This is a genomic window from Rhizocola hellebori (assembly GCF_016862955.1).
GTDB lineage: Bacteria > Actinomycetota > Actinomycetes > Mycobacteriales > Micromonosporaceae > Rhizocola > Rhizocola hellebori.
Window position 1 is genome coordinate 1 of the sequence record NZ_BONY01000054.1, and the last position, 15,104, is coordinate 15,104.

Below are 15,104 nucleotides of genomic sequence, written 5' to 3' on the forward strand. Positions count from 1 at the left end.
CTTTGGGGCTTCATGATCGCGAGGGAAGACAGTGGCTCTCGAGCGGCGCTGCCCGCGCGTTGCTTCGCACGCGCCAGCATTAGAGCCCGCGGGCTCTTGCCAGGCGCTCTAGATCCGCGGTCAACGCGTCGAGGCGTTGCATTCCCTGCTCGATGGCGGCGTTTGCCTGCTCACTCGGTTTCGCGTGCAGGAGCGGGCCCATGATGTCGTCGGCCCGCCTGGCGAAGTCGGCCTGAGCCTCGCTGATCGCGCTGCGCACCTCGGCCGTCAGCGCTTCAGGCGAAAGCCGCATCGCGTCGGCCTCGATCTTCAGGTCCCTGAGCACCCCGGCCGCTCCGGTCTTCGCCTTTACGTAACCGTCGCGCGACGTGCCCTCTCCGACCTGTTCGGCCAACTCGCGCTCCATCCGCTGGATGCGCTCGATCTGTTGGTATGCATAGTCGGCGAGGCCTTCAACGCTGTGGATTTCTGCCATGGCGGCAAGAATAGCGGTGGCTTTACCTGATTTGGCATACTCCCCTCGTGGCCACGAAGGACTTTCGCGACAGTGTCGAGCCGGCGATCCGGCCATTTCTGTCTGGAGACGAGCCCCTGCTCGCGGCATCGCCCCTGGTAGCCGATCCGGGGGCAACGGAGGAGCTCGATCTGGCCGACGAGCTGAAGAACCTTCTGGACCCGACGCTTTATGTCGGGCTGGGCGCCCATCCCGGCAATGCTCTTCAACACGCGACCTGGGGCCGGGGTGTCGTCGGCGGGCTCGACTCGATCGCCGGGCAGCTTTTCACGGCCGTCACCAAAGCCGTCAGCCCGACCATCGGCGTGGCCCCCAGTGGCATATACCTGTTCGATATGGACACCAAGCCGCGCGGCGAAGGCTTCTTCGCCAAATGGTTCGGCGAGGTTGACCGCGTCGCGAATTTGCTTCATCGGGTACCCAGAGAAAGCCTCATGGGTGCGGTGGCCACCCCGAAAGGCGTGTTGCTGCAAGGCCGGCTGCTGGCCGGATTCTCCGACGGTTCGGGCTGCGCGCTGCTGTGCGCCCCGCCGTCACTGGCACCCGCCGTGGTCGCGGCGATCGGAGCTCCCAAAAAGAGCTAATACCTGCACAGGTAAAGGGGAGGGCATGACCGAGATAAAGGTCTACTTGGACGCGATGACCAAGTACGCCGACGCTATGGACAAGTTGGGAGAAGACTTCGGCGCGACCAAACAACGGCTCTATGACGCCGATGTGACCGAGGACAGCTTCGGCATGCTCTCCGAGTCCCGAGAGGCGGCCAAGATTTACGAACAGCGCACCACCGACGGGCTCGACGTGCTCAAGGCCGGCGAGGAAACCTGCGCCGGGCTGGCCGATGCCTTCCGCCAGCTTCGCACCAACTACGAAGGCACCGATCAAGACCTCGCCACCCGAATCGGAGGCAACTGATGGTAAGAGCCCCGAGCGGATCGGCGCGCATTGAGGAATGGCTCGGCCCGGCCGGTGCCGCTTACGGCATCATCAAGCCGATCGTCGACTTCCTCGCCCACCCGATCGACGCGGTCACCGGCGACCCGGACCAGTTGCGGTCCAAGGCGGAAGCTTGGCGTAAAGCCGCGGACGACTTGGAAAAGTACGCGACGCGGGAGCTTGAGGCGCGCGGCAACCTGCTCGCCCACTGGGAAGGCACGGCCGCCGCCAGCTTCAACACCGAGATGGACGCGCTCAACCAGTCCTTTCACGACATCTCCGAGCACTACATCGGCACCGCTGAACTGCTGGAAGGATCCGCCGACGGCGCGCAGCAGGCCCAGGATCTGGTCGAGACCATCGTCCGCGAGCTCATCGCTTGGCTCATCGTCACCATCATCGTGGCCCTCGCCTCGTCCTGGATCACGCTGGGCGCCTCCCTCGCCGCCGGCTCGGCTGCCGGCGCCATAGAAGCCGGCGTGGCCGGCACCCGCGCCGCCGCCGTCGGCCTCAAGCTGGCTCGGCTGCTGCGCCAGGTCGCCGTCTTCCTCAAGAAGATGAGCGACTTCGCCAAGATGTACAAGCTCACCCAGATCCACAAGGTCGGCGTCGCCCAGTGGACGGCCGCCCGCTTCGCCACCGGCACGGGCTACCAGCTCATCGCCACCAACTGGGTCATCAAGAAAGCCATCGTCCAGCCCACCCTCGGCGGTCCGATCGACAAGGTCACCGGCGCGGACAAGAGCTGGGACCTCCCCCAAATCCTTTAATACCAACGCTTTCGTTCAGGGCCGGCGCGATTCGCGCCGGCCTTTGTTCATACCGCGCTGGGGCGGGCCGGGTCGAAGATCTCACTCACCGAGATCGCGTCGAACGCGTCGAGCAAGGCGTCGGTCCCGCGGGCCACCTTGAGATCGATCTCGGCACGATGCAGTGGCACCAACGCGAGAAGCGAGATCTCCTTGCCGGACTCGGTGACTATGGTGTTGGCTTCGGGCTCGCAGCGGACCATAGGCGCGACAAGCACACCGGCGAAGGGTGTTTTGGAGGCGAAGGGCTCGGCCGGGTCGCCGTTGGGAACAGAGTGCCACTCCCCGATCCACGTGTTGTACTCGTGCGGAAGGCGCGCCACCATTTTGAGCCACCTGATCGGCCAGTAGGCGTTCTCGTCCTCGAACGCGTCGGCATTCAACGGCCAGGTCTCGGGCAAGCAGAGCATCAGCTCGGCGAACGGGGAAACCTCTGCCGCCGCAGGCACATTCATCGGTCGATCGCTCATTCCCGACGTGACGAGCACAAAGTAGGGCCGCTGCGGGGTGGGCTCGACCACGTGGACATCAATATGAACGAGATCCGAGACAATCTCATGCCACACAAAGGCGATAGGCCCGAAATAGCGCTCGATGTGGGCCTCAATCGCCCGTGCCGTCTCCTCGTCCCCGTCTACTGCAGGCTCCCAGGAGGTCTCCCGCGCCGCATGACGAAGAACTTGTGAGCCTGCCGCGTTCTCACCGGTGGTTTCCATGCGCAGGAGCTTAGATCCTGCGTCACACCGGCGCCGATCGATCCGGCCAGTATCCGGCGCACATCGTCTCGAGCTGGTGATAGGCGTCGCTCGTGGTGATGGTTGTCGCCGCGAAAATGGCGGGCCCCGTGCTCGAAACCGAGGCGTCCTTGGCGGCTTTGACAAAGACAGCAGCGTATTCCTCACCTGGCTGCTTCAGCTCCGAGTTTCGCCCGGTAATGCTCTTGAACTTAGCCGCGTCCTGCTCGGCTCTGGCCACCGGGTTGATGGTTCCCCGCGACGTGATGGCCTTCACGAACTCCTGCAACGCCTCCTGGTTGGCTGCGTCGAGGGCCACACACGTGTCCTTGCGCGACACCGGATCGGCCGGGTCACTCTGCGTCGCACCAAACACCAGCACCGCGGCCACCAACGTCACCAACGTCGCCAGCACCACCCGCACCCGCGTTGTCCCCATCAGCACCCCTCGGCATAGATGCATTGACGATAAGCGCTCGGCGTCAACTCCGCGGCCCCGTCAAGTCAGCTGCTGGTGGCGGCGTGGGGCGATGCCGCGGACTCGTTTGAAGGCCGCGCTGAGGGCGAAAGAGCTTCCGTAGCCGACCTTTCGAGCCACCGAGCCGACGGTGGCTGACGGCTCACGCAGCAGGTCCGCCGCCAGCGCCAGGCGCCAGCCGGCCAGATACGACATGGGTGGCTCACCGACCAGATCGGTGAACCGGCGCGCGAGCGTGGCTCTTGAGACTCCGGCCTGCTCGGCGAGCTTGGCGACGGTCCATGGCTGGGCGGGCGCCTCGTGCAGCAGGCGAAGGGCTCTTGCGACGATGGGGTCGCTTTGCGCTTGGTACCAGGCTGGGCCGTGCCTCGTGGACTGCGCGAACCAGCGCCGGAGCACGGTGATGAGCAACAGGTCCAGAAGGCGATCCAGCACCACCTCCTGACCCGGCTCGTCTTTGACGATTTCGTCATCGAGCAGGGCGATGAGCGGGGAGTCCACGGCTTCCCGCGGCACCACCAGCATGGGCGGCAGCGCGGCCAGGAGACGCTGGCTTGTCGCGGCGGGCATTTGATAGGTACCCACCAAAAAAATCGTTGAACCATAGCGATTGTTGCCCCACGAGCGGACGCCCAGCATCATCGCGTCGTGCAAGTCTTCTCCGGCGGGGGTGGTGCAGCGCTGTCCCGGGTGGATGACCGCTTGCGGTGCGGTGGCGGGATCTCCGGCGAACGTGTAGGGATCGGGGCCGCGCATGATGGCGACATCGCCCGGCGCGACTGCGACCGGCTCCCCGTCCATCGGCACGACCCAGGCCGTGCCCTGCACGGCGGCCACCGCCGACAGCGGCGCACGATCCTCGATGCGCACCGACCACGGCGGTTCAAACAGCGCACGAAGCAGGAACGCGCCATGGGCGCGGGGGCCATCGAGGAGACTCGCGAGGGCATCCACGTCTTCAGGGTAGACGCTCGCTTATGCAATTAAGATCCTGAGCCATGGACCGTCTCAATGCGGCGGCGGTTTACTGGGCGCGGAGGTGCACATGTTCGAGCTGTTTCGCGGCGGAGCGCTGATCCTGGCGGTGCTTGCCACCGGCATCATGGCCGGTATCTTCATGCTCTACTCGCACACGGTAATGCCCGGCCTGGGGCGCACGGACGACAAGACCTTCGTCGCCGGCTTCCAGGCGATGGACCGAGCCATCCTCAACCCTTTGTTCCTCAGTACTTTCGTCGGTGCTTTGGTATTCACCGGCCTGGCGGCCGCGCTCAGCTTCGGCTCCGCCTCGCGCTCGATGCTGCCGTGGCTCGTCGTCGCCTTCCTGCTCTACCTGGCGATTGTCATCATCACGGGCCGCATCAACGTTCCACTCAACGACGCCCTCAAGGCCGCCGGCGATCCAAACACGATCGATGTCACCGCCGCGCGCGAACATTTCAACGAAGCACTCTGGATCCGCTGGAATCATGTGCGTTCGGTGGCATGCTTCCTGGCCTTCGCCTGCCTCACCTGGGCGACGGTCCTCTACGGCCGCATCACTGCGTAGACTCTCGCGTCATGGGGTGGAACACATCGGCACTGTTCGCTCGCGGCGAAGACGTTTTGGCTCTGTTACCCGTTCCGGTAACACCGACCGGTGCGACCGCGACCGCAGACGAGGCCACGAGCGGTCTGGCCGAGGAAGTGGTCTACGTGTCCAGAGCCGAAGAGTGGCAACAACTCTGGGACCCGAGCGTGATACACCTAGCCGACGCGGATACTGGCCAGAATTCGCTGAGTGTCTTCTTCTTCGGCGTCTCCAGCAGCTACGGCTTCATCCTGGTCGAGGACGGAGAGGTGGTCAGGCGCCTCATCTACGTTGATGGCGAGCCTTCCATCGACGAAGGTGAGCCGCTGCCGATCGAGGCGGAGATTCCTCACCCGAGCTGGGGGCCGGACGAGGACTGGGTGTGGGCCATCATCAAAGACGTCACCGGCATTACCTACGACGAAGACCGCATCTTCGAGGTCTACGCCTGTCAAGACTGAACAAGCGAACCGCCGCGCCGGTCGCGATCGTGACCAGCGCGGCGGTTCGAGCCAGAACGGGCCGAGGGGACCAGCGAGCGAGACCACCCGGCCGCTACAGCACCGTTCCTGCTTCCTCATCAAGCAGCAGTCTTCGCAGTGACTGTCCATTTGGTGCCGAACTTCATTCCCTGGCACCGGTTGTCGGCGTCTGTCGACAGTTCAATCGCGTTGGCGACGACCACCTTCAGCGAAGCATTGGGATCCACCGGGTAAATGGTTTTGGTGCCGGTCAGCTTCAGCATGGACTTGCAGTAGGCGACGTCTGTCACCCCGGTAATGTCCTCGTCCGCAAGCAACATGGGCGAAATCTCGGTGACAGCAATCGCCACGTCGTTGGCCTTGTTGTCGATGGTCAGCGTGACGGATGTCTTCTGATTGGGGAAAAGCGTCGTGTCCCCGGCGACACCGGTGAGAGTCAGCTGCTTGAACGTGTCAGTTCCGCCCATCACCTTCTCCACGGTTGCCTGCTGGGTGAAGGCCGCCAAGGCGATGCCGGTCACACCGACCACGATGGCGATTGAGAGGCCGGCCACGATGCCACGGAGCTTGCTGCGGTTCATGATTTCTCCTCGGATGAGAGTGACTGTTTGTTTCCTCGCGGGGGTGCGAGAAAGTGAACACACCGGGCGTGATCCGGTTGGCGGACGCAAGCTCCGCAATGTCCTCACGAAGCGGGCAGCGCCAAAGTCGGCGTATAGCTCGGCTCCGCCGTCGGCGCGGCGTTGCTCCCATGTCGAGGGTGGTTGTTTGAGTAAGCGATCGGCTCGGTGCCGGGCTGGAAAGGTGTTGGCGCGTATGTACATCTCTGCGTCACCTGCCTGGTGCAGAGATGGACATGCTCGCGAAGAGCGGTCGTGCTTGGGAGAGCTTGGAGATGATCTAGCGGCTGTGGGTCGGTGGCACAGTCGTTGGGGGTGGCCATGCACGGGGGTGGCGTTGCCGCCGGGGAGGGCGAGGGGCTCGACGCTGTGGGCGTGAGGTTGAGCTCGCTGCGCGCAGATTCTGGCTGCGCTGTGGTGGCGGCGGCCGGGATTGACACGGAAAGTCCACCGACCTCGACCGCTGTCGTCAGGGTCCAGGCACCGTAGGCCGCGCGGGCGAGGCCTAGGACGTGGATCGCCACCGTCAAAGCGATGACGACGCCGGCTGCGGGAAGCCTTGGCGATAGGAATTGTGACAACTTACTGACCTTCCATGCGATGGCGGTCGGTTACGGGATAAATCTCCCGTTACTCGCGACCGGTGCAATCGTTACAGATCAGCCGCCATGGCTGCACATGGAAAACAGGTGATTATCGGGCGCTAACCGGCGAATCAGGCCGTCATGCAGCCGAACCCAATCGTGGCCCCGGAACAGAGCCAGACTCACGAAAGCGGCCCCCTCGGGGCCGGGTGATCGTCACGGATCATCGCGGCGTGGGCGGCCGGAGGGCAGGGCGGGTGCGAAGCAAACAGCGCGCCGCGGGAGCGGCGCGCTGGGCGTGAAGCGGTGTGTGGAGCGGGGTTTAGAGCGAGCGCAGGGCGCGGGCGGCGTCGACGGCCCAGTAGGTGAGGATGACTTGGGCGCCTGCGCGCTTGATGGAGTGCAGGGTTTCGAGCATGACGCGGTCACGGTCGAGCCAGCCGTTGGCCGCCGCAGCCTCTACCATCGCGTATTCGCCGCTGACCTGGTAGGCCGCGACCGGCACGTCGACCGCGTCGCGGACGGCGGAAATGACGTCCAGGTAAGGCAATGCGGGCTTGACCATCACGATGTCGGCGCCCTCGGCGACGTCGAGGCGGACCTCGCGAAGCGACTCGCGTAGGTTTGCCGGGTCCTGCTGGTAGGTGCGGCGATCGCCCTCCAATGTGGACTCCACCGCCTCGCGGAACGGGCCGAAGAACGCGGAGGCATATTTGACCGCGTAGGCCAGGATGGTGACGTCGGTGTGGCCAGCTTTGTCCAAAGTGGAGCGGACGTGGCCGACCTGGCCGTCCATCATGCCGGAAGGGCCGACAATGTGAACCCCGGCGGCAGCCTGGGCCACGGCCATGTGGCCGTAGGCTTCCAGCGTGGCGTCGTTGTCGACGGTGCCGTCGGCGGCGAGCACGCCGCAGTGGCCGTGCGAGGTGAACTCGTCCAGACACAGATCGCTCATCACGAGCATGTCAGAGCCGACTTCGGAAATGACATCGCGGATGGCGACATTGAGAATGCCGCCCGGATCCGTTCCGCCACTTCCATTTGGGTCCTTTTTTGTGGGTACCCCGAAAAGCATGATCCCGCCCACGCCGACCTGAACCGCTTCCGCGGCGGCCTTGCGCAGAGACTCGCGGGAGTGCTGAACCACCCCGGGCAGGGATGCGACCGCCCGAGGCTCGGTGAGCCCCTCTTTGACGAACATCGGCAGCACCAGCTCGGCCGGATGCAGCCGAGTCTCGGTGACCATAGCGCGCATGGCCGCGCTGGTGCGTAGACGACGCGGCCGTTCACTCGGGAAAGGCATGACGCCTCCTAAGTTGAGTTGTTAGCGGAACCGAAGCGCAGTCGGGCCCTGCACCTTGGAACCGCGCCTTTGCTTGGCGGGCATGGCGGCGAGTCGCTCGCGCAGCTCCACTGCGTAGGTCGCGAGCGCCTCCACCAAATCTGGAACGGATGCGTGCTCGGGCTGGACATCAACCCGCAGGCCGAATTCGACCGCCGTTTCGGCTGTCTTCGGCCCTATCACCGAGACGACTGTGCGCTGATGCGGCTTGCCGGCGATGCCGACGAGGTTGCGCACGGTCGACGATGAGGTGAAGAGCACCGCATCAAAACCACCGGACTTGATGGCATTGCGAATCTCCTCCGGCGGCGGAGCGGCCCGGACGGTGCGGTAGGCGGTGACATCGTCCACCTCCCAGCCGCGCTCGGTGAGGCCTGCCGCAAGCGTTTCGGTGGCGATGTCGGCGCGCGGCAACAGCACCCGGCCTACCGGGTCGAAGATTTCGTCGTAGGGCGCGAACTCGGCGAGCAGCCCTTCGCTCGACTGGTCGCCGTTGGGCACCAGCTCCGGCTGAATGCCAAAGGCACGAACCGCTTCCGCGGTCGACTCACCGATGCACGCGATTTTCACGCCGCCGAAATGACGTGCGTCGAGGCCGTGCTCGGCGAACTTCTCCCACACGGCGCGCACGGCGTTGGCACTGGTGAAGATGGCCCACGCGTAGCGGCCGTCGACCAGACCCTTGATGGCGCGTTCCATCTGGGCCGGGGTGCGCGGCGGCTCGACCGCGATGGTCGGCACCTCGCAAGGGATAGCGCCGTAGGCGCGAAGCCGCGCGCTCATCACGCCGGCCTGCTCCTTGGTGCGCGGCACCAGAACCCGCCATCCGTAGAGCGGGCGGCGCTCCCACCAGCCGAGCTTGTCGACGTTGCTGACCTCGGACCCGGCGATGACGACCACGCGGTTGGTGAAACCGAGCGCGGCGGCCACGAAACTGTCCACTGTGGAGATTGTCGTGTACTGGGTCTCGCCCGTCCCGTCGCCGGTGATGGCGACCGGGATGCCGCCCTCCACTCCCGCGGAAAGCAGACCGTCGCGAACCGCGGCCAGATCGCCGGCGTCCACGGCCAGCGCCACCGAGCCGTGCTTGAGCGCGGAGGCGAGGCCGTCGAAGTCCACCGCGGCCACGTCATCGACGTCGAGAGACGTCCGCACGCCGACACCGGTGTAGGTGGCCACGCCGGAGGCGGTGCCTACGCCTGGTACCACGGAAAAATGCACATTGGTTCTGGCTATGGCCTGAACCTCTTTCACCACAGCATCGTGGCCGAACGGGTCGCCGGCGACGAGCCGGACCGCGTTGCGGCCGGACCGCGCTTCGGTCAGCAACACCTTCGCCACGTCACCCGGCCCACCCTCGGCCGGGCTGAACTCCGTGTCGGCGTGGGCATCCGAGCGCACCGTGTCCAGCAGCACGTTCGGTACCGCTCGATCAAACACCACATGGTCGGCCTCCAGCAGCGCTTCGAAGGCGCGGCGGGTAAGCAGGCCCGGGTCGCCGGGGCCAGCCCCGACGAAGGCGATGTGTCCGGCGGGTTTGCGAGTGCGGGTCATGCTGTGGTCCCCAATACGTGGTCAGCACCGTCTTCGAGGAGGTCGGCTGCGAGCAGCCGGCCAACCTCCTCGGCGTCGGCGAGCGTTCCGGTGCGCGACAGCCGGAGGGCATAGCTCCCATCCGTGCTGATAACCGCACCGCGCAGGTATATCTCGTCATCCTCGGTGACTTCGGCCAGCGCGGCGACGGGGGCGCTGCAGCCCGCCTCCAGTGTGGCCAGAAAAGCCCGCTCAGCGGTAACCGCCGCGCGGGTGGCTCTGTCGTCAAGCGGCGCGAGCAGCTCGACAAAGTCGGTGCGGCATTCGACCGCGAGCGCCCCTTGCGCGGGGGCGGGAAGCATGAGCATCGGGTCGAGGATCTCCGTGATCTCATCGGCACGCCCGAGCCGGACCAGGCCGGCGCGGGCGAGCACGATGGCGTCGAGTTCACGGTTGGCCACCTTGCGCAGCCGGGTGTCCACGTTGCCGCGGATGGGGACGGTGCTCAGCGGCAGACCGAGCGCGGCCAGCTGGGCGATGCGGCGCAGGGCGCCGGTGCCGATGACAGCGCCGTCCGGAAGCTCGGTCAGGGTCAGCCCGTCCCGCGCGACAAGGGCGTCGCGCGGGTCTTCGCGCTGTGGCACGGCGGCGATGGCCAGACCATCGACGCCGGCCGTGGGTAGGTCTTTGTAGGAGTGCACCGCGAAGTCGATCTCTTTCGAGATCAGCGCGTCGCGCAGAGCCGAGACGAAGACGCCCACGCCCAGCTGCTGCACGGGTGCGCTGGAGCGGTCACCCGCGGTCACGATCTCCACCAGCTCGACGGTTTCCCCGGTGAGCCGCTGGACTTCATTCGCGACCATTTGTGACTGCGCCAGCGCAAGGGCACTCCCCCGCGTGCCCAATTTCCATGTCATGCGATTACCTCCGGGATGTCCGCGACGTTGGTCGAAGCCGGGTCCAGCTCGAACAACTCGCGGATCAGCTCGGCGTAGGCCGCCCCTGCCGGACCGGCCGCGAGCTGCCGCACGCGTACGGTCGGCTGATGGAGTAAACGTTGCACCACCCTGTGCAGGGTATGGGCAACCTCGGACCTCTGTTCCTCGGTGAGGTCGGGACGGCGCTGAGCGAGACGGCGGAGCTCCCCGGCGACCACGTCATCGGCGCGGCCGCGCAGGGCCGCCACCGTAGGCGCGATCTCATATCCGCGCAGCCAGCTGTCATAGGCTTCCAGCTCGGCGTTGACTATCCGCTCGACCTCGTGCAGCTCGGCGGTGTGGCTGGGCGCCAGCGCCGCAAGATACTCGATGTCGATGAGCCGGACTCCGGGCAGCGCTCCCACCCCAAGCTCCACATCACGCGGTAGCGCGAGGTCGAGAATGGTCAGCGGGCGGGCGACGCCCCGGACAAGTTCGACGGTCAGCACCGGCTCCACCGACGCGGTCGCGGTGACGACTACGTCGGCCTCCTCCAGCAACCTTGGCAGCTCGTCAAGATGGCGAACCCCGGGCCTTTCGGTGCGGTTGACCATGGTGATGTCGGTGACACCGCGCCGGGTCAGCTCGGCCGCGGCGAGCGCGCCCATCGCGCCCGCCCCGACGATCAGCCAGCGCTGGGCAGCGCCATCGACGAGGTTCAGTGCGGTGCTGACCATGCTGCGGGGGGCACGGTCGATGCCGGTTTCGGCGTGGACTCGCTTGCCTACGCGCAAGGCTTGCTGCATCAGCTCGTGCAGCACCTTGCCGACCGTCTCCGCCTCGGACGCGCGCTGGTAGGCGTCGCGGAGCTGGCCGAGGATCTGCGGTTCACCGGCGACCATGGACTCCAGGCCGGCCGCCACCCGGAAGATGTGACGGACTGCGTCGATGCCGTGGTGCACGTAGAGCGAGTTGGCTAGTTCCTGTTGGCGCAGACCGGTGCTTTGGGCGAGCACCTCTGCGATGTGGGTGAGGCCGGCGTGAAAGGCGGGCACGGCGGCATAGATGTCGGTGCGGTTACACGTGGTAAGGACAACTACCTCACCTACGTTGGGGCCGAGGAATGCCTGCGGACCGTCCACACGCGACAGACGTTCGAGGGTAGGGACAGCGGAAGTGTGATGTGAAGCGCCGACGACTATGAGGTTCATCCGCGCAACCCTCCATTGATGCGGGCAGATTTCCTGTGCTCGTGAAAGGACAGGATCTGCAACTCGATGGCAAGGTCGACCTTACGAACGTCCACTCGATCGGGCACAGATAGTACGCACGGCGCGAAGTTCAAAATGCTGGTGACACCGGCGTTAATTAACTGGTCGGCGACCGATTGGGCGGCGGAGGCTGGGGTGGCCAGTACCGCAATCGAAATCGACTCGGCCTTAACGATAACCGCAATCTCATTGATATGCTTCACTACGAGCCCATTAATTCTTTCGCCGACCCGGGACGGATCCGCGTCGAACAGGGCTGCAATGCGGAAACCACGGCTAGTGAAGCCGGCGTAACCCGCCAGAGCATGCCCGAGATTACCCACACCTACCAACGCGACTGCGCGGCGTGACGTAAGCCCGAGGATGTATTCAATCTGGCCGATCAGCGGAGATATGTCATACCCGACGCCCCGGGTGCCGTAGGAACCCAGGTGGGAAAGATCCTTACGCAGCTTGGCGGAATTCACGCCCGCCGCGTTGGCCAGGCCTTCGCTGGAAACGGTGTCGTGACCGGTGTCCGCGAGGTGATGAAGAGCACGCAGATATTCAGGCAGCCGAGCCACGGTCGCCTCGGGAAGATCCGGGAAGAACGACTCGGAGACGCCGGCCTTCAGCTCGACGCCGGCGTCGCCGTTCAAGCTGACACCGACGACGGCCGCGCGGCCGTTGGGGCCGGATCCGTTGCTACCGGAAGTGCTGCCGTTGCGTTGCTGACTCATGAGACTCCGTGCCGACCTGGCGTGCAAAATAGGCACCCCGCTCACAGGCCTTTTGGCTGCTGTGCTAACGGAGCAGGTAACAGAGTAGGCGCTTGTGAACGGGTGCACAAATCGCGATCTTGAGACCTCGCCAGATATCGCGCCCATCCGTGGCCACCGAGAACGGCGAGATATGCCCCCGCGGCACACGTGCCCTCCATTCTCGCCGTAGCGGGTACCACGGATGAGCGCTGCTTGCTCAGTATCGCCACAGAAACCAGAAAAGGGACATAAGACGCGCCAGAATTTCAGGCCGCCAGCGCCACCGCTTCCACCAGGGTGCGCGCCACCGGTACGCCACACGCCAACAGGTTCTCCTCGTGCGTGAAGCCGCCGCTGTAAAGCACGCAGCGCGCGCCAACCGCCAGCGCCGCATCAGCATCGTCGACTGAGTCGCCGATCAGCACCACGTCACCGCCGGCCAATCCGAGCTCGCCCAGATGAGTCCTTAGATGATCGGCTTTGTAGGTGCCGTTCAGCGGATCCCGCAATCCATCAACCCGAAGGAAATCCAGGCCGAAGCGATTCACCGTCGGCACCAGCTCGTGGTGAAACCACATGGACAGCAGCGATTGCGTCCCCATCCACGCGCCCATCGCCTTCGTCGCGTCAGGGGTCAGCGTGACGGTGGGCAGTGCGTCCAGATAGGACCGATGGAAGATCTCGTCCAGCTCGAGGAACTCGGTCTCCAGCAGCTCGCGCCCGATCGACTCGGAGTAGAACTCGATAATCGGGCGGCGGAACCGCCGCCGGTGATCGTCAGTGGTGATCGCCTGCCCGCCCGCCTTGAGGAAGGCCGCGTTGGTCGAAGCCACCACGATTTCGATGTCGTTGAGAAGCGTGCCGTTCCAGTCCCACACCAGATGCATGGGCCAAGGTTACTTAGCCAGATCCCGAAGCAGCCGCTCCTTTTCCACCCGCCAATAGCCGTGTTCCTTGCCATCCAACATGATCACCGGGATCCGCTCGCCGTACTCCATCTCCAGCTCCGCCTCGCTGGTGATGTCGACCTCGTCGAACGGCTCGCCGATCTCCTCCAGCGCGGTGACCGCCACCTCGCACAGATGGCAGCCGGGCCGGGTGTAAAGCGTGATTCTCGTCATGGCTGGTCCCGAAGCAGGGTCTTGCGCACCTTGCCCGTCGCGGAATGCGGCAGCTCGGAGACGATTTCGATTCTGGTGGGGCATTTGAAGCGAGCCAGGTTGGCCGCGCAGTGCTCGGCCAGCTCGGCCTGGGTGACCGCGCCTTGCGGCACCACAAACGCGTGCACGGTATGGCCGGTGAGCTCGTGCGGCGCGCCCAGCGCGGCCGCTTCCCGAACTGCTGGATGGGAAAGCAGCACCTGCTCGACCTCGGCCGGGTAGACGTTGAACCCGTTGACGATGATCAGCTCTCCGATGCGGTCGACGATGAACAGGTCGCCCTCCGCGTCGGCGTAGGCCACATCGCCCGTGGGCCACCATCCGTCCTCGCCGGCCGGGCCACCGCGCCGATCGGGCCAGTAGCCCAGGAAGAGGTTCTCGCCCCGGACCACGATCTGGCCTGGGTCGTCGTCGCCTTCCCCCGGCTCGTCCTCGGCTGGAGTTCCGTACTCGTTGACCAGCTTCAGCTCCACGCCCGGGATGGCCTTGCCGATCGACCCCGGCTTGACAGAGGCGCTGGCCAGAGTCGAGGTGAGCACCGGGGCGGTTTCGGTGAGCCCGTATCCGATGTGGACGGTGAGCCCGGTTCGTTTGGTGAACTCGGCGGCGGATTGCGGGTCGAGGGCTGCGGCGCCGCACACGGCGAGACGAAGTGACTTGAGCAACTCGGGCGCGCTGGGCTCGGCGTTCCACGCGAGGTACATGGCCGGGACCCCGACTACCGCGGTGATTCGGTGCAGCGCGATCAGGCCGGCCGTGCCCAGCGGGTCGAATTGCGGCTCCAGGACACCGGTTGCGCCGTACCACAGAACAGAACCAAGACCGGTATTGAGCCCGTAGGCGTGAAAGAGCGGGATCCCGAGCAGCAGGACATCGTCAGCGCTCAGGATCGGCGGCTCGATCTGCTCGAGCTGGCGATGGTTGGCCATCAGCGCCCGGTGGGTGAGCATCGCGCCCTTGGGCGCGCCCTCGGTGCCGGAGGTGTAGAGCAGCACCCCCACTTGATCGTCATCCACCTCGGGGAACGGCGCGGACGGGGTGGCGTCGGGCGCCTTGTCCCGGATCAGCAACTCCGCGCCGGAGTCGGCCAGCACGTGCTCGATCTCGCGGGCGGTGAAGGCGGGGTTCACCGGGACAGCTATCAGCCCGGCCCGGATCGTGCCCAGCAGCGCCACCACGAACTCGATCGTGTTGGGCAGGCAGATCGCGACCTTGGTGGCACCGGAGGCCAGCAGGCCCGCGGCCGCCCGATCGACGAGCGCGTCAAGGTCCGTCCAGGTCCACGAGCTTTCCCGGCTGTGCAGCGCGACTCGCCCGGGCTGCGCGCCCGCCTTGTCCCGCAGGAGGGATGCGAAGTTCACGCGGGTGAGTCTATTTGGGTCCGCGGTCCCCCTAGCGGGTGAGGTCGGGCGAA

18 protein-coding genes are annotated in these 15,104 nt (G+C 65.6%); 5 read left to right on the forward strand and 13 right to left on the reverse strand.

Annotated elements, in window-relative coordinates; translation table 11 throughout:
• Positions 1-79: 79 nt before the first annotated feature.
• Positions 80-475 carry a YbaB/EbfC family nucleoid-associated protein gene (locus Rhe02_RS33495; RefSeq protein WP_203912450.1) on the reverse strand — a complete coding sequence of 132 codons (396 nt, stop codon included), beginning with the start codon at positions 473-475 and terminating at the stop codon, positions 80-82.
• 47 nt (positions 476-522) lie between these two features.
• Between Rhe02_RS33495 and Rhe02_RS33500 the strand changes: the two genes are divergently transcribed.
• From Rhe02_RS33500 to Rhe02_RS33510, 3 genes are read left to right on the forward strand one after another with little or no spacing between them, the layout of a single operon-like run.
• Positions 523-1,098: a hypothetical protein gene (locus Rhe02_RS33500; protein ID WP_203912451.1), complete on the forward strand. Its 576-nt coding sequence runs from the start codon at positions 523-525 to the stop codon at positions 1,096-1,098.
• A gap of 25 nt (positions 1,099-1,123) precedes the next feature.
• A complete protein-coding gene (locus tag Rhe02_RS33505; protein ID WP_203912452.1) occupies positions 1,124-1,429 on the forward strand; it encodes a hypothetical protein in 306 nt (101 codons plus the stop codon).
• Positions 1,429-2,220 (forward strand): WXG100 family type VII secretion target, encoded by a 792-nt coding sequence (locus Rhe02_RS33510; protein ID WP_203912453.1) that lies wholly within the window; start codon positions 1,429-1,431, stop codon positions 2,218-2,220. The genes Rhe02_RS33505 and Rhe02_RS33510 overlap by 1 nt, the downstream gene beginning before the upstream one ends.
• 47 nt (positions 2,221-2,267) lie before the next feature.
• On the opposite strand, the gene Rhe02_RS33515 is transcribed toward Rhe02_RS33510, so the two are convergent.
• From Rhe02_RS33515 to Rhe02_RS33525, 3 genes are all read right to left on the reverse strand, one after another.
• A complete protein-coding gene (locus tag Rhe02_RS33515) occupies positions 2,268-2,975 on the reverse strand; it encodes a suppressor of fused domain protein (protein ID WP_239124223.1) in 708 nt (235 codons plus the stop codon).
• A gap of 22 nt (positions 2,976-2,997) precedes the next feature.
• Positions 2,998-3,417: a hypothetical protein gene (locus Rhe02_RS33520; protein WP_203912454.1), complete on the reverse strand. Its 420-nt coding sequence runs from the start codon at positions 3,415-3,417 to the stop codon at positions 2,998-3,000.
• 75 nt (positions 3,418-3,492) lie between these two features.
• Entirely contained in the window at positions 3,493-4,425 is a 933-nt protein-coding gene (locus Rhe02_RS33525; RefSeq protein WP_203912455.1) for an AraC family transcriptional regulator, read from the reverse strand.
• A gap of 91 nt (positions 4,426-4,516) precedes the next feature.
• Here Rhe02_RS33525 and Rhe02_RS33530 point away from each other — a divergent pair, with 91 nt between their 5' ends.
• Positions 4,517-5,020: an anthrone oxygenase family protein gene (locus Rhe02_RS33530; RefSeq protein WP_203912456.1), complete on the forward strand. Its 504-nt coding sequence runs from the start codon at positions 4,517-4,519 to the stop codon at positions 5,018-5,020.
• A gap of 11 nt (positions 5,021-5,031) precedes the next feature.
• The gene (locus Rhe02_RS33535) at positions 5,032-5,502 is read left to right on the forward strand and encodes a hypothetical protein (RefSeq protein ID WP_203912457.1); all 471 of its coding nucleotides are present in this window, start codon (positions 5,032-5,034) and stop codon (positions 5,500-5,502) included.
• Between the two features lie 119 nt (positions 5,503-5,621).
• Here Rhe02_RS33535 and Rhe02_RS33540 read toward each other — a convergent pair whose 3' ends face one another.
• The 9 genes from Rhe02_RS33540 to Rhe02_RS33580 form a co-directional block, all read right to left on the reverse strand.
• Positions 5,622-6,104, reverse strand: a complete 483-nt coding sequence (locus Rhe02_RS33540) for a hypothetical protein (RefSeq protein WP_203912458.1) — start codon at positions 6,102-6,104, stop codon at positions 5,622-5,624.
• Positions 6,105-7,049: 945 nt separating this feature from the next.
• Entirely contained in the window at positions 7,050-8,030 is a 981-nt protein-coding gene (gene hemB / locus Rhe02_RS33545; protein ID WP_203912459.1) for a porphobilinogen synthase, read from the reverse strand.
• A 21-nt stretch (positions 8,031-8,051) separates the two neighbouring features.
• Positions 8,052-9,623 carry a bifunctional uroporphyrinogen-III C-methyltransferase/uroporphyrinogen-III synthase gene (locus tag Rhe02_RS33550; RefSeq protein WP_203912460.1) on the reverse strand — a complete coding sequence of 524 codons (1,572 nt, stop codon included), beginning with the start codon at positions 9,621-9,623 and terminating at the stop codon, positions 8,052-8,054.
• Positions 9,620-10,519: a hydroxymethylbilane synthase gene (gene hemC / locus Rhe02_RS33555; RefSeq protein WP_203912461.1), complete on the reverse strand. Its 900-nt coding sequence runs from the start codon at positions 10,517-10,519 to the stop codon at positions 9,620-9,622. The genes Rhe02_RS33550 and hemC overlap by 4 nt, the downstream gene beginning before the upstream one ends.
• The gene (locus Rhe02_RS33560; RefSeq protein WP_203912462.1) at positions 10,516-11,730 is read right to left on the reverse strand and encodes a glutamyl-tRNA reductase; all 1,215 of its coding nucleotides are present in this window, start codon (positions 11,728-11,730) and stop codon (positions 10,516-10,518) included. The genes hemC and Rhe02_RS33560 overlap by 4 nt, the downstream gene beginning before the upstream one ends.
• Positions 11,727-12,509 (reverse strand): redox-sensing transcriptional repressor Rex, encoded by a 783-nt coding sequence (locus Rhe02_RS33565; protein ID WP_203912463.1) that lies wholly within the window; start codon positions 12,507-12,509, stop codon positions 11,727-11,729. The genes Rhe02_RS33560 and Rhe02_RS33565 overlap by 4 nt, the downstream gene beginning before the upstream one ends.
• A 287-nt stretch (positions 12,510-12,796) precedes the next feature.
• Positions 12,797-13,417, reverse strand: coding sequence for an HAD family hydrolase (locus tag Rhe02_RS33570; protein ID WP_203912464.1), 621 nt, complete (start codon positions 13,415-13,417; stop codon positions 12,797-12,799).
• Between the two features lie 9 nt (positions 13,418-13,426).
• The gene (locus Rhe02_RS33575) at positions 13,427-13,651 is read right to left on the reverse strand and encodes a glutaredoxin family protein (RefSeq protein WP_203912465.1); all 225 of its coding nucleotides are present in this window, start codon (positions 13,649-13,651) and stop codon (positions 13,427-13,429) included.
• Entirely contained in the window at positions 13,648-15,051 is a 1,404-nt protein-coding gene (locus Rhe02_RS33580) for an AMP-binding protein (protein WP_203912466.1), read from the reverse strand. The genes Rhe02_RS33575 and Rhe02_RS33580 overlap by 4 nt, the downstream gene beginning before the upstream one ends.
• Positions 15,052-15,104: the final 53 nt, after the last annotated feature.

Bases quoted from the DNA above. Each gene is read 5' to 3' on its own strand.
- Rhe02_RS33510 (WP_203912453.1), top strand. From the start codon at position 1,429: ATGGTAAGAGCCCCGAGCGGATCGGCGCGCATTGAGGAATGGCTCGGC.
- Rhe02_RS33575 (WP_203912465.1), bottom strand. From the start codon at position 13,651: ATGACGAGAATCACGCTTTACACCCGGCCCGGCTGCCATCTGTGCGAG.
- Rhe02_RS33530 (WP_203912456.1), top strand. From the start codon at position 4,517: ATGTTCGAGCTGTTTCGCGGCGGAGCGCTGATCCTGGCGGTGCTTGCC.
- hemC (WP_203912461.1), bottom strand. From the start codon at position 10,519: ATGACATGGAAATTGGGCACGCGGGGGAGTGCCCTTGCGCTGGCGCAG.
- Rhe02_RS33570 (WP_203912464.1), bottom strand. From the start codon at position 13,417: ATGCATCTGGTGTGGGACTGGAACGGCACGCTTCTCAACGACATCGAA.
- hemB (WP_203912459.1), bottom strand. From the start codon at position 8,030: ATGCCTTTCCCGAGTGAACGGCCGCGTCGTCTACGCACCAGCGCGGCC.
- Rhe02_RS33535 (WP_203912457.1), top strand. From the start codon at position 5,032: ATGGGGTGGAACACATCGGCACTGTTCGCTCGCGGCGAAGACGTTTTG.
- Rhe02_RS33495 (WP_203912450.1), bottom strand. From the start codon at position 475: ATGGCAGAAATCCACAGCGTTGAAGGCCTCGCCGACTATGCATACCAA.
- Rhe02_RS33550 (WP_203912460.1), bottom strand. From the start codon at position 9,623: ATGACCCGCACTCGCAAACCCGCCGGACACATCGCCTTCGTCGGGGCT.
- Rhe02_RS33515 (WP_239124223.1), bottom strand. From the start codon at position 2,975: ATGGAAACCACCGGTGAGAACGCGGCAGGCTCACAAGTTCTTCGTCAT.
- Rhe02_RS33505 (WP_203912452.1), top strand. From the start codon at position 1,124: ATGACCGAGATAAAGGTCTACTTGGACGCGATGACCAAGTACGCCGAC.
- Rhe02_RS33565 (WP_203912463.1), bottom strand. From the start codon at position 12,509: ATGAGTCAGCAACGCAACGGCAGCACTTCCGGTAGCAACGGATCCGGC.
- Rhe02_RS33540 (WP_203912458.1), bottom strand. From the start codon at position 6,104: ATGAACCGCAGCAAGCTCCGTGGCATCGTGGCCGGCCTCTCAATCGCC.
- Rhe02_RS33560 (WP_203912462.1), bottom strand. From the start codon at position 11,730: ATGAACCTCATAGTCGTCGGCGCTTCACATCACACTTCCGCTGTCCCT.